The organism is Pseudomonas sp. R45(2017) (assembly GCF_002112305.1).
GTDB classification, from domain to species: domain Bacteria; phylum Pseudomonadota; class Gammaproteobacteria; order Pseudomonadales; family Pseudomonadaceae; genus Aquipseudomonas; species Aquipseudomonas paraglycinae.
Genome location: NZ_NEHH01000003.1, coordinates 193,813 through 219,170 on the forward strand (window position 1 = coordinate 193,813; position 25,358 = coordinate 219,170).

Genomic DNA, 25,358 nt, shown 5'->3' on the forward strand with positions numbered 1-25,358 from the left:
TACCTTGATCCCGTCAGTGACTTGAATGAGGAATCAATGATGAAACTTGCACAGATTGGCGCGTTTGCCGTGGCTCTGATGATGTCTTCGCTGGTGTTGGCCGAAGGTGGCGGGGATCGCACCTTCGACCGAATGATGACCGCCAACGACCGTTCCATGGAGCTATATGTCGCCAGGGAAAAGGCCCGCGACCCGGTTGTCGTCAATGAGAAGAAAGACGACACCACCAAGGACCTTTAAAAACGCCGCGCTGGAACAAGCCTGTCGTCCGAATTCCGATGCCGGGCTTTTTTGGAGGAATTGAACATGAAGTGGATCAAGTGGATGACCTTCGCCGGCGCCATGGCGATGTCTGTGAATGTGCTGGCCGAAGGCGGTGGTGATCGAACCTTCGAGCGAGCGTTCAGCGCCAACGCCAAGGCCATGGAGCAATACGCGGCCGAACGGGGCAAGGCGGCGCCCGTGGTGAAGGATTACGAATACGGAATGAAGCTTGATGTGGTGAAAATCGTCAGCGTTGTGAAGCCCCAGCCCGCTTGCGCCGTCGTCCCCACTGCGATGACCTATGAGGATTCGAACGGGCAGCTCAATACGCTCAAGTACCGCGTGGCGGGTGCTTGCCGGAACAGCGGCAGCTGATGCTGCGCACTTTCACGGTGTGCACCCGGCCATTGTGGTCATGCGCGGAAGACCCTGGCGTCTGCCGCGCTTTTGCGTTTGCGGGTTATTTGACTGGCAATGGCTCAGCAGTCGCGCCGGCAGTTACCGCAGGCGCTTCATGGCTCAGTTTGCGGCGGGCAATCTCTGCTCCACGCTGGCGCAGGGGCGTTTCGATAAAGCGGTAATTGAGCTCGCTCAGCACTACCAGCAGAACCAGAGACGTCGCTAACAGCTCAAGGGTAAAACGCCCGTCCAGAGGCACGCCCTGACTGGCGGCCACACGGGTCCAGATCTCTGTACTCAGGTGATTGGTGAAGACGTGAATCACGTAGAGTCCATAGGATCGCGAGCCGGCCCACTGCATGAAACCGCGCATGAAGGCCGGGCAGTAGATGTAACCCTTCTCGTAACTCGCCAGCCAGACAATCAGCACCGCGACGAGCGCGACCATGCCGACGGCAATCGGCATGGCTATCAGTTGTATGGCGACAGCACCCAGCATGTAGAGCAGAAACAGCGTGCAAAACATGGATCTGGTCGAACTCTGCCCCAGCTCACGCGGTTCGATCTGCCGATAGAGGCGGGTTCGGGTAAACAGGCACAGGAGAATTCCCCAGAGCATTGCGTCCAGGCGGAAGTACGTGAGGATGCTCATGGGGTGGCCGAAAGGATTTCGATCCACACCAAACTGCAAGGCAATGAGCGCGAACAGGACGATGACGCGCCAGCGTGGCGACGTTATGAACAGCAGAAAAAACGGAAAGACGAAGTAGAACTGCTCCTCCAGCGCCAGGCTCCAGTATTGGGGGCTGGAACCCAGCAGTGATTGGTAATGAGCGATGTTGCCAGTGAATGTTGCTACGGCAGTGAAACTGCGCAGATTGTCGTACCACGAGCCGAAGGCGTTCGACTGGTTGAACACAATGGAAAACAACAGCGGGAGGAGAATCCAGAGCCACGCAGTGGGCAACAGCCGGTAGGCGCGCCGTAGCCAGAAACAAGCGGCGGCCAGCCCCGGCTGGCCTTGCGCGCGGTGTTTGTCGAAATAGTCCAGATAGGCCTTGCTCACCACGAAACCGGAAATGCAGAAGAACAGATCGACCCCGGTCCAGGGCATGAAGACAGAAAAGATCCTCAGCAGCGTATCGGCGTGAAACGGCAGCATCATGTTGACGTGGCTCAAGAGGGTCATGGCGACGGCCGCGCCTCTCAAGTATTCGATTTCCAGGTTTTTACGCGCGCTCATCGATCCCTCGTTGTTCTTGTTTTTCAGCGCTGGCGAAGATGGCAGGTGACCGCTTGTCCGGTCAAGAAATCGATCTGTTATTTGCGGAACAAAAAAAAGCGCCCCGAAGGACGCCAAAGGATTCACCTCTTACCAAAGGAGCAAGGAGCTTCTAAAGGTGAATGCGCATTGCTCGTAAAACTCAGAGAATCGCCAGCGGGTATTCGACGATCACCCGTACCTCATCCAGGTCCGACTCAAATGCCGTGGCCCTGGTCGTGGCCTGGCGCAGGCGCAGCGACAGGTCTTTCATCGAACCGCTCTGCACCACGTATTTGACTTCGATGTCACGCTCCCAGCGCTTCTGGTCGGTCAGTGGATTGCCGTCGGCATCGCGGCGCATGTACACGGCGTTGGCGTTGGAGTAATCGGCGTCGGTGCCGCGTGCATAACGGGTCATGAACGACAGGCCGGGCACGCCGTAGGGGGTCATGTCGAGGTCGTAGCGCACCATCCACGAGCGTTCTTTCGGCGAGTTGAAGTCGCTGTACTGGATCGAGTTGTCGAGGAAGATCGAGTCGGACTGGCGCAAGTAGTCGAAGTCGTCGTTGCCGTTGTTGCGCTGGTGGGAAAGGGCGACGGAATGCGCGCCGAGTTTCACGCCGACGCGGCCGCTCCAGATGTTGTTGTCGAACTCGCCGAGCAATTGTTTGCCCTCGTCGACCGCATTGTAGTAATTCAGGCCGCCGAACAGCGACAGGTCATCCGACAGCGGATACGTCCAGGCGGTGCCGGCGTAGTACTGGTTCCAGGCATCTTTGAGGCGGCTGGAGTACAGGCTGAAACTCAGGTTTTTGTTCAGCGCGTAATCGCCGCCGCCGTAAGCGATCCACGGCGAGTTGACCGGGCCGGCATAGAAGGTCGCGAAGTTCTCGCGCAGGTCGCTGGACACCGGTTGACTCATCGCATGCAACCGGCCGCCCTGGATCGACAGGTCTTCGACGCTGTTGTTGGTCGCGGTCACACCGCGAAAGCTTTCCGGCAGCAATCGCGAATCACCTGCCGCGACCACCGGGTTGGCCGGGAACACATCACCGACTTTCACCACCGTATCGAAGGCCCGCACTTTGGCGGCGCCGCCGACCTTGGTGTATTCGTCCCGTGCTTCACCGTCGCTGTTGACCGGCAACACATCGAACGAACTGCGGCCACCGTTGCGGCCGTCGCCGGTGTCGAGCTTCAGGCCGATCATCGCAAATGCATCCACCCCGACCCCGACGGTGCCCTGGGTGAAACCGGATTCGAACTTGCCGATGATGCCGTGGGCCCAGGCTTCGGAGTATCCATTGCCGGTAGGGCTGGACTGACCGTTGCGGTGATCACGGTTGAAGTAAAGGTTACGGTTGAGCACCGTCAGGCTGCTGCCTTCGATAAACCCTTCGGGTTTTTCTTCTGCAAACACCGAGGACGGCCCGGCGCCGACGACCACTACCAGAGCGGCCATCGATATTTTTGTGTTGTTAACCATCAATCACTCCTTGGGTTCGGCAGAACGGGAACGAGCTTCGGCGTGGGTTTTATTGTTCGACGGACAAGGGGCCCGCCGGCATGGTCGCCGGGTGACATCGTTGCAGGCTGCAGATAACGCGGAGGTGATTGGGGAATTACAATTTTGTCAGGTGGGGCGGGCGAAACTCACACACAGGGTGGGTCTGATCGTTCCATGTATGCAAATGTTCGTTTCTACCGTTCGAAGCTATCCAGCACGTCTTCTGGCAGAGAGGTATCGATGTCATTGGGAAGTGTGAGTTGGCCCTTCATGGTTCCGATCCGTTGGGCGCGCGTTTTTTTCAAGGTGACTTTGTCTTTGCGTTTTTCGGCTAACGCCTTTAGGCCGTCCATCAACTCTGAAAAAATATCTCGCTTCATGGTTTCTGGATCTCCACTTGATGGGTGACTTTCGAATTTAACGGCATAGGCCAACTGCGTGATGTCAGCCGTTGCTCATCGTTTTGAAGGCAAATTCCTAAAAAGGGGAGGGCGTTGAAAATCAAAATCCCACAAAAACAAAAACGGCACCCGAAGGTGCCGTTTCTGTTTCTAGCCAACTATCGCTGAGCGATCAGCCCGCCAGGCCCGATTGCTGAACCAGGGTCAGCAGCGGTTGTGGGTAGACGCCGAGGAAGAACGCAACCACAGCGATCGCCAGCAGCATCACGCCGCCTGCTTTCTGTTCCCAGTGCAGTTGGGCGTCGTGGCGGCGCAGGTTCGGTTCGATCAGGTACAGGGTGACCATCACGCGCAGGTAGTAGAACACGCCGATGGCGCTGCCCAGAACCAGGGAACCTACCAGCCACCATTGGTGCGACTCGACACCGGTAGCGATGATGTAGAACTTGCCGATGAAGCCAGCAGTCAGCGGGATACCGGCCAGGGACAGCATCATCACGGTCAGTACGGCGGTCAGGTACGGACGGCGCCAGAACAGGCCGCGGTATTCGTACAGGGCGTCTGCGTCACGGCCGTTGTACGGCGAGGACATCAGGGTGATCACGCCGAAGGCGCCGAGGCTGGTGATCACGTAGGTGACCAGGTACACGCCGATGGCTTCCACCGCCAGACCTTTGCTCGCCACCAGTGCGATCAGCAGGTAGCCGAAGTGCGCGATGGAGGAGTAACCGAGCAGACGCTTGAGGTTGCTCTGGGTCAGGGCCAGCAGGTTACCGAACAGGATCGAAGCGATGGCGATGATGGTCAGCACGTTGCTCAGTACGCCACTGCTTGCGGCAGGGGAGATCTGGAACAGACGAACCATGACCGCGAACACAGCCACTTTCGACGCGGTGGCGAGGAACGCGGCCACCGGTGCCGGAGCACCTTCGTACACGTCCGGCGTCCACAAGTGGAACGGTACCAGCGACAGCTTGAACGCCAGACCGATCAGCATCATGCCCAGGCCCAGTTGTGCCAGCGAGCTTGGCAAGCCGGTCGCGGCCAGGGCCTGACCGATACCGACGAAGCTCAGCGAACCCGAGTCTGCGTACAGCAGCGCCATACCGAACAGCAGGAACGCGGAACCGGCGGCCGACAGCACCATGTACTTGATGCCGGCTTCCAGCGAACGCTTGTTGAAGAAGGCGTAGGCCACCAGACCGTAGACCGGCACCGAGAGCAGTTCCAAACCGATGAACAAGCCGGCCAGGTGCTGCGCGCTGACCAGAACCAAGCCACCGGCGGCGGCCATCAGGATCAGCAGGTACAGTTCTTCACGGTTGCCCGGGTAACCCGAACCGCCATCGCCGAGGTAGGCGTGGGCGAGGGTGACGCAAGCGAGGGTGGCGACCAGGATCAGCGCCATGTACAGGCAGGCAAAGGTGTCGATCTGCAGCAATGGGGTCACGGCCAGAGGCGCGACTTTCAGGGCCGGCAGGATCGACAGCAAGGCCAGGTTCAGACCTGCCACCGAAATCAGGAAGGTCTGCGAGTGGTTGCGGCGCCAGGCGATTGCCAGCATCACCACGATAATGGTGAGGCTGGTGATCAACAGTGGCGCAAGCGCAATAAAGTGTTGAATCGTGAATTCCATAGCGCTCTTACCGGGCCGAAGCGAGTTGAGTGAAGGCGGTGCCGAGCCACTGCTGCACGCCATGCATCGTGGCGGCAGAAGTGTCGAGGAACGGTTGCGGGTAGACGCCGAGGTAAATCAGCAGTACCGCAAGGCCCAGCACCATGATCAGTTCGCGACCGTCCATGCCGTGCAGGATCGAATCCGATTTGGACGGACCGAAGTAAGCGCGGTGGATCATGATCAGCGAGTAGACCGAACCGAACACCAGACCGGAGGTGGCAATCGCGGTGATCCATGGAGCACTGGCGAACGTACCGATCAGGATCAGGAACTCGCCGACGAAGTTACCGGTACCCGGCAGACCCAGAGAGGCGGCTGCGAAGAACAGGCTGATCGCCGGCAGGTAAGCGATACGCGACCACAGACCGCCCATCTCACGCATGTCACGAGTATGCAGACGCTCGTACAGCTGACCGCTGAGGATAAACAGTGCCGCCGCCGACAGACCGTGCGCCAACATCTGGATCACGGCACCTTGCAGCGCCAGTTGGCTGCCGGAGTAGATGCCGATCAGTACGAAGCCCATGTGGGAAACGGACGAGAAGGCGATCAGACGCTTGATGTCAGTTTGCGCGAAAGCGAGGAACGCACCGTAGAAGATCCCGATCAGACCGAGGGTCATGGCGATCGGCGCGAACTCGGCCGAGGCGTTCGGGAACAGCGGCAGGGCGAAACGCAGCAGACCGTAGGCCGCGGTTTTCAGCAAGATACCGGCGAGGTCGACGGAACCTGCAGTCGGTGCCTGGGCGTGAGCGTCAGGCAGCCAGGAGTGGAACGGAACCACGGGCAGCTTGACCGCGAAGGCGATGAAGAAGCCGAGCATCAGAATGTACTCGGTGGTCATCGACATCTTGGTCTTCAACAGATCGGCGTAGTTGAAGGTGATCACGCCGGTGCTGTTGTAGTTGACCAGGACCAGACCGAGGATCGCCACCAGCATGATCAGGCCGGAAGCCTGAGTGAAGATGAAGAACTTGGTCGCGGCGTAGATACGGGTTTTCTTGCCGTCCGAAGAACTGTGACCCCAGAGCGCGATGAGGAAGTACATCGGCACCAGCATCATTTCCCAGAAGAAGAAGAACATGAACAGGTCGAGGGCCAGGAACACGCCGACAACGCCGCCCAGGATCCACATCAGGTTCAGGTGGAAGAAGCCAACGTGACGTTGAATCTCTTTCCACGAGCAGAGTACCGACAGGATACCCAGCAGACCGGTCAGCAGGATCATCAGCAGCGACAGGCCGTCGAGGGCCAGGTGCACGTTGATGCCGAAGCGCTGGATCCAGACGTGCTTGAACTCAAGCGCCCAGGTCGGATCGGCGCCAGGCGCCGGAGCAAATGAATAGTCACCGTGGGCCCACAGCCAGAGGCCGAGGGCGAGTTCCAGGGTCATGGTCAACAGCGCAATCCAGCGGGGGAGGGTGGCGCCGAAGCGCTCACCCAGCCAGCACAGCAGGCCGCCGATGAAGGGGATCAGGATTAGCCAAGGCAGAATCATGACGGGCTCGTTTCCTTTCGCAAATTCGCAAGGTTCATATCAGACCGCTACCAGCACGACAGCGCCGATGACCAACACGGCACCAGCAGCCATCGAAGCAGCGTACCAACGCAGTTGACCGGTTTCGGTACGGCTCAGGGCGGTGTGACCACCCTTGGCCATGCGCGGGATCAGACCGATGGTCTGGTCGAGCGGGTCTTTGCGCAGCATGTGGCTGATCGCAAGGTACGGCTTCACGAACAGTTTGTCGTAGATCCAGTCGAAGCCCCAGGCAGCGAACCACCAGGCCGAAAGGAGACGGCCGATGCCGCTGTTGGCAATCGCGGTCACGAAGCGACGCTTGCCGAGGAACAGCAGGGCCGCCAGCAGGATACCGGCCAGGGCGATGGCGCCCGAAGCGATTTCCAGACTGTGCTTGGCTTCGCCACCGGCATGGCCAACGCTCTCGGGCAGTACGCCGTGCAGCGGTGGAACGATCATGGCGCCGACGAAGGTCGACAGCACGATCAGCACCGACAGCGGCAGCCAGTGAGCGATGCCGTGACCGGCGTGGGCTTCGGTCTTGGCTTCACCATGGAACGCGATGAAGATCAGGCGGAAGGTGTAAAGCGACGTCATGAATGCGCCGACCAGACCTGCGTAAAGCAGACCGTGGTTGCCGCTGGCGAACGCTTCCCAGAGGATTTCGTCCTTGGAGTAGAAACCTGCAGTCACCAGTGGCAGGGCGGCCAGAGCGGCACCACCGACGATGAAGCTGGCGTAGGCCAGCGGCAGTTTCTTCCACAGGCCGCCCATCTTGAAGATGTTCTGCTCGTGGTGGCAGGCAACGATCACCGCACCGGAAGCAAGGAACAGCAGGGCCTTGAAGAAGGCGTGGGTCATCAGGTGGAAGATCGCGCCTTCCCAGGCGCCAACGCCCAGCGCCAGGAACATGTAGCCGATCTGGCTCATGGTCGAGTAGGCGAGGATACGTTTGATGTCGGTTTGTACCAGCGCGGCAAAACCGGCCAGTACCAGGGTCACACCACCCACGATGCCGACCAGGTGCAGGATGTCCGGCGCCAGGGCGAACAGACCGTGGGTACGGGCGATCAGGTAGACACCGGCAGTCACCATGGTTGCGGCGTGGATCAGTGCCGAAACCGGGGTAGGGCCGGCCATCGCGTCCGCAAGCCAGGTCTGCAGCGGCAGTTGAGCCGATTTACCGACCGCACCACCCAGCAGCATCAGGGTCGCCAGCACGATCCAGAAATCGCCGACCTTGAAGTGCTCAGGCGCCTTCACCAGCAGTTCCTGGACGTTCAGCGTGCCCAGTTGCTGGAACAGGATGAACAGGCCGATCGCCATGAACACGTCGCCGATACGGGTGACGATGAAGGCTTTGAGTGCGGCGTTACCGTTGTTGCGGTTGCTGTAGTAGAAGCCGATCAACAGGTACGAGCACAGGCCCACGCCTTCCCAACCGAAGTAGATGAACAGCAGGTTATCGCCCAGGATCAGGAACAGCATGCTGGCGATGAACAGGTTGGTGTACGAGAAGAAGCGCGAGTAACCGTCTTCGCCACGCATGTACCACGATGCAAACAGGTGGATCAGGAAGCCGACACCAACGACCACACCGAGCATGGTCACGGACAGACCATCCAGGTACAGCGCGAAGTCAGGCTGGAAACCTTCCACCGACATCCAGCGCCACAGCACCTGGGTGTAGACGCCACCTTCCGGTGGCGCGACGTTGAATTGCCAGATCACGTAGGCCGCGACGATGGCAGACAGGCCGATGGAGCCGACACCGATCAGCGCCGACAGGTTTTCCGAGAAGCGGCCGCGCGAGAACGACAGCAACAGGAACCCGATCAGAGGGAATACGAAAGTCAGAAAGAGTAGGTTCATCCGCGCATCTCACTGGCAGCGTCGATATCGAGCGTGTGGAAGCGGCGATACAGTTGCAGCAGGATCGCCAGGCCAATACTGGCTTCGGCGGCTGCAAGGCTGATCACCAGGATGAACATGATCTGTCCATCCGGTTGCGCCCAGCGGGCGCCCGCAACGATGAAGGCCAGTGCAGAGGCGTTCATCATCACTTCCAGACTCATCAACACGAACAAAATGTTGCGGCGGACCATCAGGCCGACCAGACCAAGGCAGAACAGGATGCCGGCGACGGCCAATCCATGTTCGAGAGGGATAGCAGGCATGTCTTACTCCTTCGCCTCGTTACGGCCCAAATGGAACGCCGTGACGGCTGCAGCGAGCAGCAGCATCGAGGCGAGTTCGACCACCAGCAGATACGGACCGAACAGGCTGATGCCCACGGCTTTTGCATCGACGGTGGTGTGGCCGATGGCCTGACCGCTCTGGTGAGCGAACAGCACATACAGCAGTTCGGCCAGCAGCAGGGCGGCGAGAATGACCGGCCCCGCCCAGATCCCGGGCTTGAGCCAGGTGCGTTCCTGCTGAACCGAGGCGGGACCGAGGTTCAGCATCATCACCACGAACACGAACAGCACCATGATGGCGCCAGCGTAGGCGATCACTTCCAGCACGCCGGCGAACGGAGCGCCGAGTGCGAAGAAGGTCATGGCCACGGCGATCAACGAAATGATCAGGTAGAGCAGGGCGTGCACAGGATTGGTGTTGGTGACCACACGCAATGTGGACACAACAGCGATACCCGATGCGAAATAGAAAGCGAATTCCATCGTTCTTCCTTAAGGCAGCAAGCTCTTCACGTTGATCGGCTCGGCTTCGTTTTGTGCGGCGCCTTTCGGCTTGCCCGCAACGGCCATACCTGCAACACGATAGAAGTTGTAATCAGGGTTTTTGCCGGGGCCGGAGATCAGCAGATCTTCTTTCTCGTACACCAGGTCCTGACGTTTGAACTCGGCCATCTCGAAATCCGGGGTCAGCTGGATCGCGGTGGTCGGGCAGGCTTCCTCGCAGAGACCGCAGAAAATGCAGCGCGAGAAGTTGATACGGAAGAAGTCCGGGTACCAGCGACCGTCTTCGGTTTCAGCTTTCTGCAGCGAGATGCAACCCACCGGGCAAGCCACGGCGCACAGGTTGCAGGCTACGCAGCGTTCTTCGCCATCGGGGTCACGGGTCAGGACGATGCGACCACGGTAGCGTGGTGGCAGGTAGACCGGCTCTTCCGGGTATTGCAGGGTGTCGCGCTTGCGAAAGCCATGGCCGAAGACCATGACCAGGCTGCGCAACTGGGTACCGGTACCCTTAACGATGTCGCCAATATATTTGAACATGGGTCAAATCCTCACTGAACCGCAACCGCAGGCGTGTTCCACAACACGATTGCAGCGGTCACCAGCAAATTGATCAGGGTCAGTGGCAGGCAGAATTTCCAGCTGAAATCCATCACCTGGTCATAACGCGGACGCGGGATGGAAGCGCGCAGCAGGATGAACAGCATGATGAAGAACGCGGTCTTCAGTGCGAACCAGACGAAGGACAGTTGCGGCAGGATGCCGAACGGACCGTGCCAGCCACCGAAGAACAGGGTGACCAGCAGCGCCGAGATCAGGATGATGCCGATGTATTCACCGACGAAGAACATGCCCCATTTCATACCGGCGTATTCAATGTGGTAACCGTCGGCCAGTTCCTGTTCCGCTTCCGGCTGGTCGAACGGGTGACGGTGAGTCACGGCCACGCCAGCGATGAAGAAGGTACAGAAGCCGAAGAACTGCGGAATGATGAACCACAGGTTCTGCGCCTGGTACTCGACGATGTCGCGCATGTTGAACGAGCCGACCTGCACCACGATGCCCATCAGGGCCAGGCCCATGAACACTTCGTAGGACACGGTCTGCGCCGAGGCACGCAAGCTGCCGAGAAGGGCGAACTTGTTGTTACTCGACCAGCCGGCGAACAGCACCGCGTAGACCGACAGACCGGCCATGGCGAAGAAGAACAGTAGGCCGATGTTCAGATCCGCCACGCCCCAGGTCGGGGTGATCGGGATGATCGCGAAAGCGATCAGCAGGGCGGACATGGCCACCACCGGTGCCAGGGTGAAAATCACCTTGTCGGCAAACGGCGGGGTCCAGTCTTCCTTGAAGAACATCTTCAGCATGTCGGCCGCGATCTGGAACATGCCGAACGGACCCACGCGGTTCGGACCGTAACGGTCCTGCCACCAGCCCAGCAGGCGACGCTCGACAAAGCTGAGCAACGCGCCTGCGACCACCACGGCCAGCAGGATCACGATGGCCTTGATGACCGTCAGGATCACATCGATCACTTCAGGGGTGAACCAGGTCATTGCGCTGCCTCCTGCAGACCATCAACGGTTTGGCCGAAAATCGCCGGCGGAATGCCTGCCAGACCAGCCGGCAGTGCAACCAGGCCAGCGCCCAGCTCTTCATTGATGCGCAGCGGCAGACGCAGGGTCTGGCCGGCAACATTGAGGCTCAGCAATGCGCCGTCGTTGACGCCCAGACGGTCCGCTTCGGACTTGGCCAGTGCTACGTAGGCGGCCGGGATGCGTTCCTGGACCGGAGCGGCTTTCGACGAGTTCTCGTCGCTGCCGAACAGGTGGTAGAACGGCACGGCTTGCCAGGTGCCCTGGGCCGGGTTGAACGCGCGCGGAACACTGGCGAACCAGTTCAGCGAATCACCGGTGCTCTCGATCAGGCGGGTGCCCGGATCGCCAGCGCGCAGGTGACCACCGACTTCGTCCTGGAACTTGTTCCAGGCTTGCGGCGAGTTCCAGCCCGGCGACCAGGCGAACGGCACTTGCTGACGCGGTTCGGCGGAGCCCGAGTAACCTTCCATCGAGAAGGCGAACGCGGTGTCCTTGTCTTGCGGGGTGCGTGGTTCGTGAACGCTGATGTCGGCGCGCATCGCGGTGCGACCGGAGTAACGCAGCGGCTCACGCGCCAGTTTCAGACCCTTGATGCGGAACGAGGCGGACGGAGCGGCGTCGACGATGCGCGCCAGTTGCGGCGTGCTCGAAGCAACGGCAGCGGTCACGTGGTCGAGTTGCGTCCAGTCGATCGGCTGGTTCAGCAGGGTGGCGCGCAGGGCGTGCAGCCAGCGCCAGCCTTCGTGGACCAGAATGCTCGCGTCCATGTATTGCGGGTCGAAAACCTGGAAGAAGCGCTGGGCGCGACCTTCCTGGCTGACCAGCGTACCGTCGCCTTCAGCGAAGCTGGCGGCTGGCAGAACCAGATGCGCGCGATCGCTGGTGGCGGTCTTCTGATGGTCGGCAACGATCACTACTTTCGCAGCGTTCAGTGCCGCATCGACCTTGGCCTTGGCGGTGCGGGTGTACAGATCGTTTTCCAGCACGACGATGGCGTCGGCCTTGCCGTCGATGACCGCTTGCAGCGCGGCATCAACCGATTCGCCACCGAGCATGGCCAGGCCGAGGCTGTTGGCTTCCGGCACGATCAGGCTGATCGAACCGTTCTTCTCGCGCAGCTTCAGGGCCTTGGCGATGTTCGCAGCGGCTTCGATCAAGGCTTTGGAGCCCAGCGAAGTACCGGCGATGATCAGTGGACGCTTGGCCGCGAGCAGTGCGTCGGCGATGCGCTTGGCCAGTTCCAGGGCTTCGGCGTCCAGACCTTCAACGGCAGGGGCGCTGGCGTCCAGGGCGTGAGCCACGGCGAAACCGATGCGGGCCAGATCGTCCGGAGCGGCGTGTACGCATTCTTCGGCGATGTCGTCGAGCTTGGTTTCAGCCAGGCTGGCGATGAACAGCGGGTTCAGCTCGTGCTGACCGATGTTCTTCACGGCGGCGTCGAGCCAAGGCTGGACGCGCATGGCTTCGGCCATGTCTTCGGCCTTGCCTTTTACCGACTGACGCAGGGCCAGGGCCATGCGGGCAGCGGTCTGGGTCAGGTCTTCACCGAGGATGAACACGGCGTCGTGGTCTTCGATGTCGCGCATGTTCGGCACTGGCAGCGGGCTGTCTTTCAGCACTTGCAGGACCAGACGGATGCGTTCCAGCTCGGAGGCTTCGATACCGGAGTAGAAGTGCTCGGCGCCGACCAGTTCACGCAACGCGTAGTTGCTTTCCAGGCTGGCACGCGGCGAACCGATACCGACGATGTTGCGACCGCGCAGCAGGTCAGCGGCTTTGTCCAGCGCAGCATCCAGGCCAAGCTTGGTGCCGTCGGCCAGCAGCGGCTGACGTGGACGGTCGGTGCGGTTGACGTAGCCATAACCGAAACGGCCACGGTCGCACAGGAAGTACTGGTTCACCGAACCGTTGTAACGGTTTTCGATGCGACGCAGTTCGCCGTAACGCTCGCCCGGGGAGATGTTGCAACCGCTCGAGCAGCCATGGCAGATGCTCGGCGAGAACTGCATGTCCCACTTGCGGTTGTAGCGCTCGGAGTGAGTCTTGTCGGTGAACACACCGGTCGGGCAGACCTCGGTGAGGTTGCCGGAGAACTCGCTTTCGAGGGTGCCGTCTTCAACGCGACCGAAGTACACGTTGTCGTGGGCGCCAAATACACCGAGGTCGGTGCCGCCGGCGTAATCCTTATAGAAACGCACGCAGCGGTAGCAGGCGATGCAGCGGTTCATTTCGTGGGAAATGAACGGGCCCAGTTGCTGGTTCTGGTGGGTACGTTTGGTGAAGCGATAACGGCGCTCGTTGTGGCCGGTCATCACGGTCATGTCTTGCAGGTGGCAGTGACCGCCTTCCTCGCACACAGGGCAGTCGTGCGGGTGGTTGGTCATCAGCCATTCAACAACACTGGCGCGAAACGCCTTGGATTCTTCATCGTCGATGGAGATCCAAGTGTTGTCGGTGGCAGGGGTCATGCAGGACATGACGATGCGACCACGGGTGTCGTTCTCGTCGGTGTACTGCTTGACCGCGCACTGGCGGCAGGCCCCGACGCTACCAAGCGCGGGGTGCCAGCAGAAATAAGGGATGTCGAGGCCCAGCGACAGACATGCCTGTAACAGGTTGTCTGCCCCGTCGACTTCGAGCGCTTTGCCGTCTACGTGGATAGTGGCCATGGTTCAAAGGTCTTCGTTGGCCCGGTGTCAGCGGGCGTGGCTAATGGAATCTTGTTATCCGTCCGAATCCAGTCAGCCCCGAAAGGCGTCATCGGACGAAAGGCGAAGGGCACGGACCCTTCGCCTTTTCTAAGCGTTTACGCGCCGACTACGATCGGCTTCGCCAGAGGCGGGACGGTGGCGCTTGCAGGCGCGATACCGGCTTCGAACTCTGGACGGAAGTATTTGATGGCACTGCCCAACGGCTCCACGGCACCCGGTGCGTGAGCACAGAAGGTCTTGCCCGGGCCGAGGAAGTTGACCAGACCCAGCAGGGTCTCGATGTCGCCTGGCTGGCCGCGACCTTGTTCGATCGCCATCAAGAGCTTGACGCTCCATGGCAAACCATCACGGCACGGGGTGCAGAAGCCGCAGGATTCGCGAGCGAAGAACTGCTCCATGTTGCGCAGCAGGGACACCATGTTGACGCTGTCGTCCACCGCCATGGCCAGGCCGGTACCCATACGGGTGCCCACTTTGGCGATGCCGCCGGCGTACATTTGTGCGTCGAGGTGTTCCGGCAACAGGAAACCGGTACCGGCGCCGCCTGGCTGCCAGGCTTTCAGCTTGAAGCCGTCGCGCATGCCGCCGGCGTAGTCTTCGAACAGTTCGCGACCGGTCACGCCGAATGGCAGTTCCCAAAGGCCAGGGTTCTTGACCTTGCCGGAGAAGCCCATGAGCTTGGTGCCCATGTCTTCGCTGCCGTCGCGGGCCAACGATTTGTACCAGTCCACGCCGTCGGCAATGATCGCCGGCACGTTGCACAGGGTTTCAACGTTGTTCACGCAGGTCGGCTTGCCCCACACGCCAACGGCGGCAGGGAAGGGTGGTTTGGAGCGCGGGTTGGCGCGGCGACCTTCGAGGGAGTTGATCAGTGCGGTTTCTTCACCGCAGATGTAACGCCCGGCGCCGGTGTGGACGAACAGCTCGAAATCGAAGCCGCTGCCCAGGATGTTCTTGCCCAGCAGGCCGGCAGCCTTGGCTTCTTCCACGGCACGGTTCAGGTGCTTGGCAGCGGTGGTGTACTCGCCACGCAGGAAGATGTAGCCACGGTAGGTTTTCAGCGCGCGGGCGCTGATCAGCATGCCTTCGATCAGCAGATGGGGCAGTTGCTCCATCAGCATGCGGTCTTTCCAGGTGTTCGGCTCCATTTCATCCGCGTTGCACAGCAGGTAGCGGATGTTGATGGATTCGTCTTTTGGCATCAGGCCCCACTTCACGCCAGTGGGGAAGCCTGCACCGCCGCGACCCTTGAGGCCGGCGTCTTTCACGGTCTGGACGATGGCGTCCTGATCCATGTCGGCGAAGGCCTTGCGCGCAGCGGCGTAACCGTTCTTGGCCTGGTACTCGTCGAGCCACACGGCTTCGCCGTCGTCACGCAGGCGCCAGGTCAGCGGGTGAGTCTCGGCCGAACGCTGGATGCGGTTGGCCGGGCCGAAAGAAGTCAGGGTCATACGTAGCCCTCGAGCAGTTTGGCGACGCCGGCAGGCTGGACATCGCCAAAGGTGTCGTCATCGATCATCAGCGCCGGTGCCTTGTCGCAGTTGCCGAGGCAGCAGACCGGCAGCAGAGTGAAGCGACCGTCGGCAGTGGTCTGACCCAGGCCGATACCCAGGTTGTTCTGGATTTCGCTGACCACCGACTCGTGGCCGCCGATGTAGCAGACCATGCTGTCGCAGACGCGAATGATGTGACGGCCGACCGGCTGACGGAAGATCTGGCTGTAGAACGTGGCCACGCCTTCAACGTCGCTGGCCGGGATGCCGAGGATCTCGCCGATGGCGTACAGGGCGCCGTCCGGCACCCAGCCGCGTTCCTTCTGAACGATCTTCAGGGCTTCGATCGACGCCGCGCGCGGGTCTTCGTAGTGATGCAGCTCGTGCTCGATGGCCGAGCGCTCGGTTTCACTCAAGGTGAAACGGTCTGTCTGGATAAGCGTGCTGTTCATGCTTAGCGGTCCACGTCGGCCATAACGAAATCGATACTACCCAGGTACGCAATCAGGTCCGCGACCATGCTGCCTTTGATCACCGAAGGGATCTGTTGCAGATGCGGGAAGCTCGGAGTACGGATCCGGGTACGGTAGCTCATGGTGCCGCCGTCGCTCGTCAGGTAATAACTGTTGATGCCCTTGGTCGCTTCGATCATCTGGAAGGATTCGTTGGCCGGCATGACCGGGCCCCACGAAACCTGCAGGAAGTGCGTGATCAGGGTTTCGATGTGCTGCAGCGTGCGCTCTTTCGGCGGCGGCGTGGTCAGCGGGTGATCCGCCTTGTACGGGCCTTCCGGCATGTTGCGCAGGCACTGGTCGATGATCTTGACGCTCTGGCGCATCTCTTCGACGCGAACCATGCAGCGGTCGTAGGCATCGCCGTTGGCGGCCAGCGGCACTTCGAACTCGAAGTTCTCGTAACCGGAGTACGGACGCGCCTTGCGCAGGTCGAAGTCGCAACCGGTGGAACGCAGGCCGGCACCGGTGACGCCCCATTCCAGGGCCTCTTTGGTGTTGTACTGGGCAACGCCGATAGTACGACCCTTGAGGATGCTGTTCTGCAGGGCGGCCTTGGTGTATTCGTCGAGGCGCTTTGGCAGCCATTCAACGAAGTCTTTCACCAGTTTTTCCCAGCCGCGCGGCAGGTCGTGGGCGACGCCACCGATGCGGTACCAGGCCGGGTGCAGGCGGAAACCGGTGATGGCTTCGATCACCGTGTACGCCTTCTGGCGGTCGGTGAAGGTGAAGAACACCGGAGTCATGGCGCCGACGTCCTGGATGTAGGTGCCCAGGAAGAGCAGGTGGCTGGTGATCCGGAAGAACTCGGCCATCATGATGCGGATGACGTCGACCTTCTCGGGTACCTTGATGCCGGCCAGCTTCTCGACCGAGAGCACGTACGGCAGGTTGTTCATCACGCCGCCGAGGTAGTCGATACGGTCGGTGTACGGAATGAAGCTGTGCCAGGACTGACGCTCGGCCATCTTCTCGGCGCCACGGTGGTGGTAACCGATGTCCGGAACGCAGTCGACGATCTCTTCACCGTCCAGTTGCAGGATGATGCGGAACGCACCGTGAGCCGAAGGGTGGTTCGGACCCAGGTTGAGGAACATGTAGTCCTCGTTCGGGCCGGAGCGCTTCATGCCCCAGTCTTCAGGACGGAAACGCGCGGCTTCTTCCTCAAGCTGTTGCTTGGCCAGGTTCAGGCTGAACGGATCGAATTCGGTGGCGCGCGCTGGGAAGTCCTTGCGCAGCGGGTGACCTTCCCAGGTCGGCGGCATCATGATGCGCGACAGGTGCGGGTGACCTTTAAAGTCGATGCCATACATGTCCCAGACTTCACGCTCGTACCAGTTGGCGTTCGGCCAGATGCTGGTGACGGTCGGCAAGCTGAGGTCGCTCTCGGACAAGGCGACCTTGATCATCACGTCACTATTACGTTCCAGCGACATGAGGTGATAGAACACGGTGAAATCGGCACCGCTCGGCAGCCCTTGACGCTTGGTGCGCAGACGCTCATCCACGCCGTGCAGGTCATAGAGCATGACGTACGGCTTGGGCAGGTTGCGCAGGAAGGTCAGGACTTCGACGAGTTTGGCGCGAGCCACCCACAGCACCGGCATGCCGGTGCGGGTCGGCTGAGCGGTGAACGCTTCGGCGCCAAAACGGTTGTTCAGTTCGACGACCACATCCTGGTCGTCTGCCTTATAAGGCGGGATGTACAGAGCACTGCCTGTAGTCATGGTTATTTTTTCGCTTTCGGTCAACGTAAAGAATGAAGCCAGCTTCTCGTTTCTTTGAAACAGACTGGATCAGACTTCGTCAGGGCTGCGCAGGTTGGTGACTGCGATTCGCTGTTCGCGGCGCTGTTCCTTCTGCGAAGGCATGTCGGCGCGATAAACGCCTTGATCGCCAACGACCCAGGAAAGTGGGCGACGCTCCTGGCCAATGGATTCCTGCAACAGCATCAAGCCTTGCAGAAATGCTTCTGGACGGGGCGGGCAGCCAGGTACGTAGACGTCAACGGGCAGGAACTTGTCCACCCCCTGAACCACGGAGTAGATGTCGTACATGCCGCCGGAGTTGGCGCACGAACCCATCGAGATCACCCACTTGGGCTCGAGCATCTGCTCGTACAGGCGCTGAATGATCGGCGCCATCTTGATGAAGCAGGTCCCGGCGATAACCATGAAGTCGGCCTGACGCGGTGATGCCCGGATAACTTCGGCGCCGAAGCGCGCGATGTCGTGGGGCGCCGTGAAGGCGGTGGTCATTTCCACGTAGCAGCACGACAGACCGAAGTTGTACGGCCACAGGGAGTTCTTACGTCCCCAGTTGACCGCGCCACTCAGCACGTCTTCCAGCTTGCCCATGAAAATGTTTTTGTGGACTTGATCTTCTAACGGATCGGAAACGGTTTCCCGCTGGCCGATCGGATACTGCTCGTTAGGAGCATCGGGGTCGATTCTGGTGAGATTGTATTGCATTGCCAAAGCCTCATTGTTTCAGCTTCGCCTGCCGCTTGCGACGAGCTTCCGGAGCCCAGTCAAGGGCGCCCACTCGGAACAGGTAGACAAGACCTGCCAACAGAATTGCTATGAAAACGAGAGCTTCGACGAATCCGGTCCAGCCGCTTTCGCGGACGGACACAGACCATGCAAAGAGAAAGAGGGCTTCGATATCGAAGATCACGAACAGCATCGCGACCAGATAGAATTTGGCTGAGAGCCGCAAGCGGGCGCCACCGGTAGGTAGCATGCCGGACTCGAACGGTTCGTTTTTGCTGCGGCCCCAGGCTTTTGACCCGAGGAGGCTGGAGACGCCGAGCATGAAGGCACACAGGCCGACTACACCCAGAAGGAAAATGGCAAAGCCCCAGTTGTGGGCCATGAGTCCTGTCGCTTCGGGCATGCTGGAAATCCTTAACAGAGAGCAAAGGTCTCTGAGCTTGATAAAGAAATAAGGCAGTGACGATATGTCGCAGCAATCAATCGCGCTGATTTTATGGCTAAACACCCGGCAAGTAAAATTCCTATAGCGAAATTATTTATTGGAATAAGGACATAGCGCACCTCGAAGGGCACGCAGCCCATGCGTAGCGGGCATTAGCCGGGATTTCACGAATTATGTTTTGTAGGAAATGTAACGAACATAGTTGCCGCTAAATGATAATTGATATCGTTTGGAGTGGTTTGGTAACTGTTTAACGGGTCAGTAGTTGGGAAGTTGTCTTATATGCGCGTTACTGCAAGTAGCGGCGGCGCCCGTTTTAGCCGATTTTTGCGATGCGGATACCGCTCTGGATCAATGTTTTGCCTGACAGGTTGTGCCAATTCCTGAGGCGCCCGGAAAACCGCAGGCAAAAAAAACGCCCCGAACCAGTCGGGGCGTCAGTTTTTCGGCAATGCGGTTAGCTTTCTATACGGTCCGCAAAGGCCGTTCGCTCAGGCGAAGTCGATCAGTGGAACTGTTCTTCTTCGGTCGAACCGGTCAGCGCGGTCACCGAGGACGTGCCGCCCTGGATCACGGTGGTCATGTCGTCGAAGTAGCCAGTGCCCACTTCCTGCTGGTGAGCCACGAAGGTGTAACCCTTGGCGGCGTCAGCGAATTCCTGCTCTTGCAGCTTCACGTAGGCGGTCATGTCGTTGCGGGCGTAGTCGTGCGCCAGGTTGAACATGCTGTGCCACATGTTGTGAATGCCGGCCAGGGTGATGAACTGGTGCTTGTAACCCATGGCGGACAGTTCGCGCTGGAACTTGGCGATGGTCGCGTCGTCCAGGTTTTTCTTCCAGTTGAAGGAAGGCGAGCAGTTGTACGACAGGATCTGGTCCGGATATTCCTTTTTGATCGCTTCAGCGAAACGACGGGCTTCGTCCAGGTCCGGCTTGGCGGTTTCGCACCAGATCAGGTCGGCGTACGGCGCGTAGGCCAGGCCGCGGGCGATTGCCTGGTCCAGGCCTGCACGAACCTTGTAGAAACCTTCCTGAGTACGGGTGCCAGTCACGAACGGCTGGTCGTACGGGTCGCAGTCGGACGTCAGCAGGTCGGCAGCGTTGGCGTCGGTACGGGCCAGGATGATGGTCGGTACACCGGCAACGTCGGCAGCCAGACGAGCAGCGGTCAGCTTCTGTACGGCTTCCTGGGTTGGAACCAGAACCTTGCCGCCCATGTGGCCGCATTTCTTCACGGAAGCCAGCTGGTCTTCGAAGTGAACGCCAGCGGCGCCTGCTTCGATCATGCTCTTCATCAGCTCGTAGGCGTTCAGCACGCCGCCGAAACCGGCTTCGGCGTCAGCCACGATTGGCGCGAAGTAGTCGATGTAGCCATCGTCGCCCGGGTTCTTGCCGGCTTTCCACTGGATCTGGTCGGCACGACGGAACGAGTTGTTGATGCGCTTGACCACGGTTGGAACCGAGTCCACCGGGTACAGCGACTGGTCCGGGTACATCGATTCGGCGGAGTTGTTATCCGCAGCGACTTGCCAGCCCGACAGGTAGATCGCCTGGATACCGGCTTTGACCTGCTGCACAGCTTGGCCGCCGGTCAGGGCGCCCATGCAGTTGACGAAATCTTTCTCTGGGCGGAAGGACGGCTTGGCACCCTGGGTGACCAGGTTCCACAGTTTTTCGGCGCCCATTTTTGCAAAGGTGTGCTCTGGTTGAACCGAGCCACGCAGACGGACGACGTCAGCAGCGGAGTAATTGCGAGTCACGCCTTTCCAGCGCGGGTTTTCAGCCCAGTCTTTTTCAAGGGCTGCAATTTGCTGTTCGCGTGTCAGTGCCATGGAGATAAACCTCGTCGCGTCTTTATGAAAAGTTGTTCTGCGGTGGAAAATTCCTTGCGCTCGCTGACCAGAAGCTTAGGTGGTCAGGTCGGGTTCGGCGGGGCAGGCGACGGGATGAACGATGGGCTCGAGGGGAAGTGAGCAGGTAAAGGCGAACTGGCGGGCGCATTCGGGCGTCGTGGGCCTTTATACGAACTACAGTGTAAAGCCGGGTTACCTAATTACGCTTCCGTCCCTCGGGACAACTTCGTTCCAGTCGGCAACCTCGTCAAACACACCTTGTGGGCGGTACAGACACGAAACGGCTCGCGGGGATGGTTGCGAGCATCGCTTCGAAGGCCCTTGCCAGGGCCTCTGATTAGCGGGAGCGAGGCCATCATGCCTTCGCTTTTTTGGCTCGTCAAACGTTTTGTAGTGCTTTTTTTCAAGCACTACATCTTTCGTCTAATACGACTAATCAGTCAGTTTTCGGTGCTTTAGTCCAACGTGTCGACTTTCACCCGCAACGTCATGTCATCCCGGCCTTGAGTCGAGTAGCTGCGGGCCAGGCCCTGTTTGTCGGCCTGAGTCTGGCGATTTACGCCAGCGAGGGTGATCCACTCGCCCAGACGCCCGGTGACAGTTGTGTCGGTGCTTTGCACGTTCACTACATCGGGACGTTCCTGGCTCATGCGGTCACGGTTGGTACTGATGGCCAGGTGAACGGTTTCGCCGGTGACGCTGGCGGTGACATAAAACCCTTGGGTGACGTTGCGATATTGAGTCTGGCTGCTGTAATCGCCGTAGGAGTTGGTCTGGCTGCTGGTGATCGGCACGCTTTGGCCAACCTGGATCAGCGCCGGTGCGCCTTCGCTGGCCTGGATCTGCTGAATGCCGCCGTCACGGCTGGCAGTGCTGCGACTGATGATGCGGGTTTGCGCGCCATTGACCGAATAGCCTTCATCGCCACGACCGTTGTTTTCGTTGGTGTCGACCGTGATCAGCAGGCGCTTGGGCGCGGTGTCGAGTTGCGAGAGCAGGTCCTTGAGTTCTTCGATCTTGCCGGGTTCAGCATTGACGATCAGTTGGTTGCCATAGGCGCTGACCTGGCCGTCCTTGCCGATGAAGTCTTGAGCCACCGGCAGCATGTCGGCGCTGGTGTGGTATTTGAGGGGTACGATTTCTGTGGCTGCCATCACCGAAAAACTGCAGCCGAGCAGCAGGGTGGTGAGCAGGGTGCGTAGGGACATGTCCGTTATCTCCGCTTTCGAAAGGCTTGATATTGCCAGTTTGTCGGCCCGGGGTGGGGCAAGTTGAATCCTAGACAGCAAAACGCCCCGGCATCGTCAGATGGCGGGGCGTTTTACGTGATCGTTCCCACGCTCCGCGTGGGAATGCAGCCAGTGACGCTCTGCGTCACATGCCGCAAGGGACGCGGAGCGTCCCGAGAGGCATTCCCACGCAGAGCGTGGGAACGATCGGCGCCTCGGTCTTAAGCTGAGTGACGAACCATATCGACATGCGGAATCCCGGCTTCGAGGAATTCCTCGCTGACCAGGTTGAAACCCAGGCGCTCATAGAACGCCGTGGCCTGTACCTGGGCGCTGAGCATCTGCTGCTTCAGGCCGCGTGCTTCCGCTTCGGCAATCACCGCTTGCATCAGCGCATCGCCGACCTTCAGGCCGCGCCAGTCCTTCAGCACCGAAACCCGGCCGACATGCCCGTCGGGCAAGAGGCGGGCGGTGCCGATCGGAAAGTCGCCTTCGAAAGCCAGGAAATGCACCGCCGTGGCGTCATCAGCGTCCCACTCAAGCTCGGGTGGAACCGATTGTTCGGCAATGAACACCGTTTCGCGAATGCGGCGGATCTCGGCGTTGTCCTTTTGCCAGTCTGCAACACGTACGCGAATCTTATTCATCGTCGGCGAACCCCAGGCTTCCCTGTTTGACCAGTTCGCACAGCAGGCCGCGACCGTCTTCGTCGCTCAGCCAGTCACCGAGATTGTCTGTGTGCAAGGCGTCGGCAGAGCAGATCAGCTTCAGCAGTTCGCGCAGCTTGCCCGGCAGGTAACGGCTCTGACCGCTGGCGAACAGCAGCAGATCGTCATCGACGTCCGACCACGCCAGACGCGCGCTCGGGTTGCGGATCAGGATGGCACCGTCTTCGAGCGCGCCGAGGAGGTCTTCTTCCTCGACTTCTTCCGGGCCGACCACCAGCTCTGGATAACGCGGCTCGGTCATGTACTGGCCGAACCAGGTCAGCAGCAGGCGTTCGTCGCTCATGTGTTCGGCGAGCAGCGCTTTCAGGCGGCCGAGTGCATCGTGCTGGATCTGATGTGGATCATCGCTGACCGGCTTGGCGTCGGCGTCGGTGTAGCGCTCTTCGTCAGTCAGGAACTGGCTGAGGAAGTCGGTGAAGTGGGTCAGCACTTCAGCGGCGCTCGGTGCGCGGAAGCCGACCGAGTAGGTCATGCAGTCATCGACGGCAACGCCGCAGTGAGCCAGGCGCGGCGGCAGGTAGAGCATGTCGCCCGGCTCCAGGACCCACTCTTCGGTCTCGTGGAATTCGGCGAGGATGCGCAGATCCGCGTGTTGCAGCAGCGGGCTTTCGGAGTCGCACATCTGGCCGATTTTCCAGTTGCGCTTGCCGTGGCCTTGCAGCAGGAACACGTCGTAGTTGTCGAAGTGCGGACCGACGCTGCCACCCGGAGCGGCGAAGCTGATCATCACGTCGTCGACGCGCCAGCTCGGCAGGAAGCGGAAGTTTTCCAGCAGCTCGCTGACTTCCGGCACGAACTGATCGACCGCCTGCACCAGCAGGGTCCACTCGCGCTCCGGCAGTTTGCTGAATTCGTCTTCGGCGAACGGGCCGCGACGCAGTTCCCAAGGGCGCTCGCCGTGCTCGATCACCAGGCGCGATTCGACTTCTTCTTCCAGGGCCAGGCCGGCGAGTTCGTCGGCGTCGATCGGGCTTTCGAAATCAGGAATCGCCTGACGGATCAGCAGTGGTTTTTTCTGCCAGTAGTCGCGCATGAATTCGCGCGCCGTAAGACCACCCAGAAGTTGAAGAGGAATATCGGGATTCATATGTAACCTATTGAAAAAAAGCATTTTTCAGACGGGAATAAAAACGCCCGGCGCGGCCGGGCGTCTCAAACGGGTCAAACAGTCGATCAGATGCGTTTGGCTTGCGCTACAGCGTTTCCGATGTAGTTGGCCGGCGTCAGTTGCTTGAGCTCGGCTTTCGCAGCGGCCGGCATGTCCAGGCCATCGATGAAAGTCTGCAGCGCTTCAGGGCTGATGCCCTTGCCGCGCGTCAGTTCTTTCAGCTTCTCGTACGGATTTTCGATGTTGTAGCGGCGCATCACGGTCTGGATCGGCTCGGCCAGGACTTCCCAGCAAGCGTCCAGATCGGCAGCGATCTTGTCAGCGTTCAGCTCGAGCTTGCTGATGCCTTTGAGGCTCGCTTCGTACGCGATCACGCTGTGGGCGAAGCCGACACCGAGGTTACGCAGCACGGTGGAGTCGGTCAGGTCGCGCTGCCAGCGGGAGATTGGCAGTTTGCTCGCCAGGTGCTGGAACAGCGCGTTGGCGATGCCCAGGTTGCCTTCGGAGTTTTCGAAGTCGATCGGGTTGACCTTGTGCGGCATGGTCGACGAACCGATTTCGCCGGCGATGGTGCGCTGCTTGAAGTAGCCCAGGGAGATGTAGCCCCAGATGTCACGGTCGAAGTCGATCAGGATGGTGTTGAAGCGCGCAATGGCGTCGAACAGCTCGGCGATGTAGTCGTGCGGCTCGATCTGCGTGGTGTACGGGTTGAAGCCCAGACCCAGCTCGTCTTCGATGAAGGCGCGGGCGTTGGCTTCCCAGTCGATCTGCGGGTAGGCCGACAGGTGAGCGTTGTAGTTGCCGACAGCGCCGTTGATCTTGCCCAGCAGCGGAACGGCAGCGACCTGAGCGATCTGGCGCTCCAAACGGTAAACCACGTTCGCCAGCTCTTTACCCAGAGTGGTCGGCGAAGCCGGCTGGCCGTGGGTGCGCGACAGCATCGGCACGTCGGCGAAGCGCAGGGCCAGTTCGCGGATGGCGTTGGCGGTCTGGCGCATCAGCGGCAGCATCACGTCGTCACGGCCTTCGCGCAGCATCAGGGCGTGGGACAGGTTGTTGATGTCCTCGCTGGTGCAGGCGAAGTGGATGAATTCGCTGACCTTGGCCAGCTCCGGCAGCTTGGCCGCCTGCTCCTTGAGCAGGTATTCGATCGCTTTGACGTCGTGGTTGGTGGTGCGCTCGATCTCTTTCACGCGCTCGGCGTGCTCCAGCGAGAAGTTCTCGGCCAGTTCATTCAGAACGGCGTTGGCTTCGGCGGAGAAGGCTGGCACTTCCGGGATGCCGGCGTGAGCGGCCAGGCGCTGGAGCCAGCGCACTTCAACCAGAACGCGGGCACGGATCAGACCGTACTCGCTGAAAATTGGGCGCAGGGCCTGGGTTTTGCCGGCGTAGCGGCCGTCAACAGGGGAAACCGCAGTGAGCGAAGAGAGCTGCATGGGGTGTTCTCGGACAGTCG

General features: G+C 60.1%; 23 protein-coding genes. 2 read left to right on the forward strand and 21 right to left on the reverse strand.

The window, feature by feature from the left end; genetic code table 11:
* Positions 1–39 precede the first annotated feature (39 nt).
* Complete coding sequence (locus CAF74_RS08005; RefSeq protein ID WP_102717003.1) at positions 40–240, forward strand: co-regulatory protein PtrA N-terminal domain-containing protein; 201 nt, start codon at positions 40–42, stop codon at positions 238–240.
* Between the two features lie 66 nt (positions 241–306).
* Complete coding sequence (locus CAF74_RS08010) at positions 307–639, forward strand: DUF2790 domain-containing protein (protein WP_085745975.1); 333 nt, start codon at positions 307–309, stop codon at positions 637–639.
* Between the two features lie 85 nt (positions 640–724).
* Here CAF74_RS08010 and CAF74_RS08015 read toward each other — a convergent pair whose 3' ends face one another.
* The 21 genes from CAF74_RS08015 to purB all read right to left on the reverse strand — a co-directional run bounded on the left by CAF74_RS08015 (position 725) and on the right by purB (position 25,338).
* Complete coding sequence (locus tag CAF74_RS08015; protein WP_085745976.1) at positions 725–1,906, reverse strand: acyltransferase; 1,182 nt, start codon at positions 1,904–1,906, stop codon at positions 725–727.
* Between the two features lie 181 nt (positions 1,907–2,087).
* The gene (locus CAF74_RS08020; protein WP_085745977.1) at positions 2,088–3,413 is read right to left on the reverse strand and encodes an OprD family porin; all 1,326 of its coding nucleotides are present in this window, start codon (positions 3,411–3,413) and stop codon (positions 2,088–2,090) included.
* 215 nt (positions 3,414–3,628) lie between these two features.
* Positions 3,629–3,814 carry a hypothetical protein gene (locus CAF74_RS08025; RefSeq protein WP_085745978.1) on the reverse strand — a complete coding sequence of 62 codons (186 nt, stop codon included), beginning with the start codon at positions 3,812–3,814 and terminating at the stop codon, positions 3,629–3,631.
* A gap of 193 nt (positions 3,815–4,007) precedes the next feature.
* Positions 4,008–5,471 (reverse strand): NADH-quinone oxidoreductase subunit NuoN, encoded by a 1,464-nt coding sequence (nuoN, locus tag CAF74_RS08030; RefSeq protein ID WP_011334964.1) that lies wholly within the window; start codon positions 5,469–5,471, stop codon positions 4,008–4,010.
* Positions 5,472–5,478: 7 nt separating this feature from the next.
* A complete protein-coding gene (gene nuoM / locus CAF74_RS08035; RefSeq protein ID WP_011334963.1) occupies positions 5,479–7,011 on the reverse strand; it encodes an NADH-quinone oxidoreductase subunit M in 1,533 nt (510 codons plus the stop codon).
* Between the two features lie 39 nt (positions 7,012–7,050).
* A complete protein-coding gene (nuoL, locus tag CAF74_RS08040; protein WP_085612666.1) occupies positions 7,051–8,904 on the reverse strand; it encodes an NADH-quinone oxidoreductase subunit L in 1,854 nt (617 codons plus the stop codon).
* Complete coding sequence (gene nuoK, locus CAF74_RS08045) at positions 8,901–9,209, reverse strand: NADH-quinone oxidoreductase subunit NuoK (RefSeq protein WP_003180046.1); 309 nt, start codon at positions 9,207–9,209, stop codon at positions 8,901–8,903. Before nuoK ends, nuoL begins: the two co-directional genes overlap by 4 nt.
* A gap of 3 nt (positions 9,210–9,212) precedes the next feature.
* Positions 9,213–9,713, reverse strand: a complete 501-nt coding sequence (gene nuoJ / locus CAF74_RS08050; protein WP_007951462.1) for an NADH-quinone oxidoreductase subunit J — start codon at positions 9,711–9,713, stop codon at positions 9,213–9,215.
* A 9-nt stretch (positions 9,714–9,722) separates the two neighbouring features.
* The gene (gene nuoI, locus CAF74_RS08055; RefSeq protein WP_007951461.1) at positions 9,723–10,271 is read right to left on the reverse strand and encodes an NADH-quinone oxidoreductase subunit NuoI; all 549 of its coding nucleotides are present in this window, start codon (positions 10,269–10,271) and stop codon (positions 9,723–9,725) included.
* Positions 10,272–10,282: 11 nt separating this feature from the next.
* On the reverse strand, positions 10,283–11,290 hold the full coding sequence (gene nuoH, locus CAF74_RS08060; RefSeq protein WP_007951460.1) for an NADH-quinone oxidoreductase subunit NuoH: 1,008 nt from the start codon (positions 11,288–11,290) through the stop codon (positions 10,283–10,285).
* Entirely contained in the window at positions 11,287–14,001 is a 2,715-nt protein-coding gene (gene nuoG / locus CAF74_RS08065) for an NADH-quinone oxidoreductase subunit NuoG (protein ID WP_085745979.1), read from the reverse strand. The genes nuoH and nuoG overlap by 4 nt, the downstream gene beginning before the upstream one ends.
* 137 nt (positions 14,002–14,138) lie before the next feature.
* Positions 14,139–15,494 carry an NADH-quinone oxidoreductase subunit NuoF gene (nuoF, locus tag CAF74_RS08070; RefSeq protein WP_085745980.1) on the reverse strand — a complete coding sequence of 452 codons (1,356 nt, stop codon included), beginning with the start codon at positions 15,492–15,494 and terminating at the stop codon, positions 14,139–14,141.
* Positions 15,491–15,988: an NADH-quinone oxidoreductase subunit NuoE gene (gene nuoE, locus CAF74_RS08075; protein ID WP_003223804.1), complete on the reverse strand. Its 498-nt coding sequence runs from the start codon at positions 15,986–15,988 to the stop codon at positions 15,491–15,493. The genes nuoF and nuoE overlap by 4 nt, the downstream gene beginning before the upstream one ends.
* Positions 15,989–15,990: 2 nt before the next feature.
* Positions 15,991–17,775 carry an NADH-quinone oxidoreductase subunit C/D gene (nuoC, locus tag CAF74_RS08080; protein WP_085745981.1) on the reverse strand — a complete coding sequence of 595 codons (1,785 nt, stop codon included), beginning with the start codon at positions 17,773–17,775 and terminating at the stop codon, positions 15,991–15,993.
* A 69-nt stretch (positions 17,776–17,844) separates the two neighbouring features.
* Positions 17,845–18,519 (reverse strand): NADH-quinone oxidoreductase subunit B family protein, encoded by a 675-nt coding sequence (locus CAF74_RS08085; protein WP_007951456.1) that lies wholly within the window; start codon positions 18,517–18,519, stop codon positions 17,845–17,847.
* A gap of 10 nt (positions 18,520–18,529) precedes the next feature.
* Complete coding sequence (locus CAF74_RS08090; protein ID WP_003223812.1) at positions 18,530–18,943, reverse strand: NADH-quinone oxidoreductase subunit A; 414 nt, start codon at positions 18,941–18,943, stop codon at positions 18,530–18,532.
* Between the two features lie 547 nt (positions 18,944–19,490).
* Positions 19,491–20,816 carry an isocitrate lyase gene (gene aceA, locus CAF74_RS08095; protein ID WP_007951455.1) on the reverse strand — a complete coding sequence of 442 codons (1,326 nt, stop codon included), beginning with the start codon at positions 20,814–20,816 and terminating at the stop codon, positions 19,491–19,493.
* 476 nt (positions 20,817–21,292) lie between these two features.
* The gene (locus CAF74_RS08100; RefSeq protein WP_085745982.1) at positions 21,293–22,045 is read right to left on the reverse strand and encodes a secretin N-terminal domain-containing protein; all 753 of its coding nucleotides are present in this window, start codon (positions 22,043–22,045) and stop codon (positions 21,293–21,295) included.
* Positions 22,046–22,287: 242 nt separating this feature from the next.
* Entirely contained in the window at positions 22,288–22,713 is a 426-nt protein-coding gene (locus tag CAF74_RS08105; protein WP_007951452.1) for a GNAT family N-acetyltransferase, read from the reverse strand.
* Positions 22,706–23,881, reverse strand: a complete 1,176-nt coding sequence (locus tag CAF74_RS08110; RefSeq protein ID WP_007951451.1) for a cupin domain-containing protein — start codon at positions 23,879–23,881, stop codon at positions 22,706–22,708. Before CAF74_RS08110 ends, CAF74_RS08105 begins: the two co-directional genes overlap by 8 nt.
* 86 nt (positions 23,882–23,967) lie before the next feature.
* Complete coding sequence (gene purB / locus CAF74_RS08115; RefSeq protein WP_085745983.1) at positions 23,968–25,338, reverse strand: adenylosuccinate lyase; 1,371 nt, start codon at positions 25,336–25,338, stop codon at positions 23,968–23,970.
* Positions 25,339–25,358: the final 20 nt, after the last annotated feature.

Bases quoted from the DNA above. Each gene is read 5' to 3' on its own strand.
- CAF74_RS08010 (WP_085745975.1), top strand. From the start codon at position 307: ATGAAGTGGATCAAGTGGATGACCTTCGCCGGCGCCATGGCGATGTCT.
- nuoE (WP_003223804.1), bottom strand. From the start codon at position 15,988: ATGAACAGCACGCTTATCCAGACAGACCGTTTCACCTTGAGTGAAACC.
- nuoH (WP_007951460.1), bottom strand. From the start codon at position 11,290: ATGACCTGGTTCACCCCTGAAGTGATCGATGTGATCCTGACGGTCATC.
- CAF74_RS08090 (WP_003223812.1), bottom strand. From the start codon at position 18,943: ATGCCCGAAGCGACAGGACTCATGGCCCACAACTGGGGCTTTGCCATT.
- nuoK (WP_003180046.1), bottom strand. From the start codon at position 9,209: ATGCCTGCTATCCCTCTCGAACATGGATTGGCCGTCGCCGGCATCCTG.
- nuoN (WP_011334964.1), bottom strand. From the start codon at position 5,471: ATGGAATTCACGATTCAACACTTTATTGCGCTTGCGCCACTGTTGATC.
- CAF74_RS08110 (WP_007951451.1), bottom strand. From the start codon at position 23,881: ATGAATCCCGATATTCCTCTTCAACTTCTGGGTGGTCTTACGGCGCGC.
- nuoL (WP_085612666.1), bottom strand. From the start codon at position 8,904: ATGAACCTACTCTTTCTGACTTTCGTATTCCCTCTGATCGGGTTCCTG.
- nuoM (WP_011334963.1), bottom strand. From the start codon at position 7,011: ATGATTCTGCCTTGGCTAATCCTGATCCCCTTCATCGGCGGCCTGCTG.
- CAF74_RS08015 (WP_085745976.1), bottom strand. From the start codon at position 1,906: ATGAGCGCGCGTAAAAACCTGGAAATCGAATACTTGAGAGGCGCGGCC.
- nuoC (WP_085745981.1), bottom strand. From the start codon at position 17,775: ATGACTACAGGCAGTGCTCTGTACATCCCGCCTTATAAGGCAGACGAC.
- nuoI (WP_007951461.1), bottom strand. From the start codon at position 10,271: ATGTTCAAATATATTGGCGACATCGTTAAGGGTACCGGTACCCAGTTG.
- CAF74_RS08005 (WP_102717003.1), top strand. From the start codon at position 40: ATGAAACTTGCACAGATTGGCGCGTTTGCCGTGGCTCTGATGATGTCT.
- CAF74_RS08020 (WP_085745977.1), bottom strand. From the start codon at position 3,413: ATGGTTAACAACACAAAAATATCGATGGCCGCTCTGGTAGTGGTCGTC.
- nuoJ (WP_007951462.1), bottom strand. From the start codon at position 9,713: ATGGAATTCGCTTTCTATTTCGCATCGGGTATCGCTGTTGTGTCCACA.
- CAF74_RS08105 (WP_007951452.1), bottom strand. From the start codon at position 22,713: ATGAATAAGATTCGCGTACGTGTTGCAGACTGGCAAAAGGACAACGCC.
- CAF74_RS08100 (WP_085745982.1), bottom strand. From the start codon at position 22,045: ATGTCCCTACGCACCCTGCTCACCACCCTGCTGCTCGGCTGCAGTTTT.
- nuoG (WP_085745979.1), bottom strand. From the start codon at position 14,001: ATGGCCACTATCCACGTAGACGGCAAAGCGCTCGAAGTCGACGGGGCA.
- purB (WP_085745983.1), bottom strand. From the start codon at position 25,338: ATGCAGCTCTCTTCGCTCACTGCGGTTTCCCCTGTTGACGGCCGCTAC.
- nuoF (WP_085745980.1), bottom strand. From the start codon at position 15,494: ATGACCCTGACTTCTTTCGGCCCGGCCAACCGCATCCAGCGTTCGGCC.
- CAF74_RS08025 (WP_085745978.1), bottom strand. From the start codon at position 3,814: ATGAAGCGAGATATTTTTTCAGAGTTGATGGACGGCCTAAAGGCGTTA.
- aceA (WP_007951455.1), bottom strand. From the start codon at position 20,816: ATGGCACTGACACGCGAACAGCAAATTGCAGCCCTTGAAAAAGACTGG.
- CAF74_RS08085 (WP_007951456.1), bottom strand. From the start codon at position 18,519: ATGCAATACAATCTCACCAGAATCGACCCCGATGCTCCTAACGAGCAG.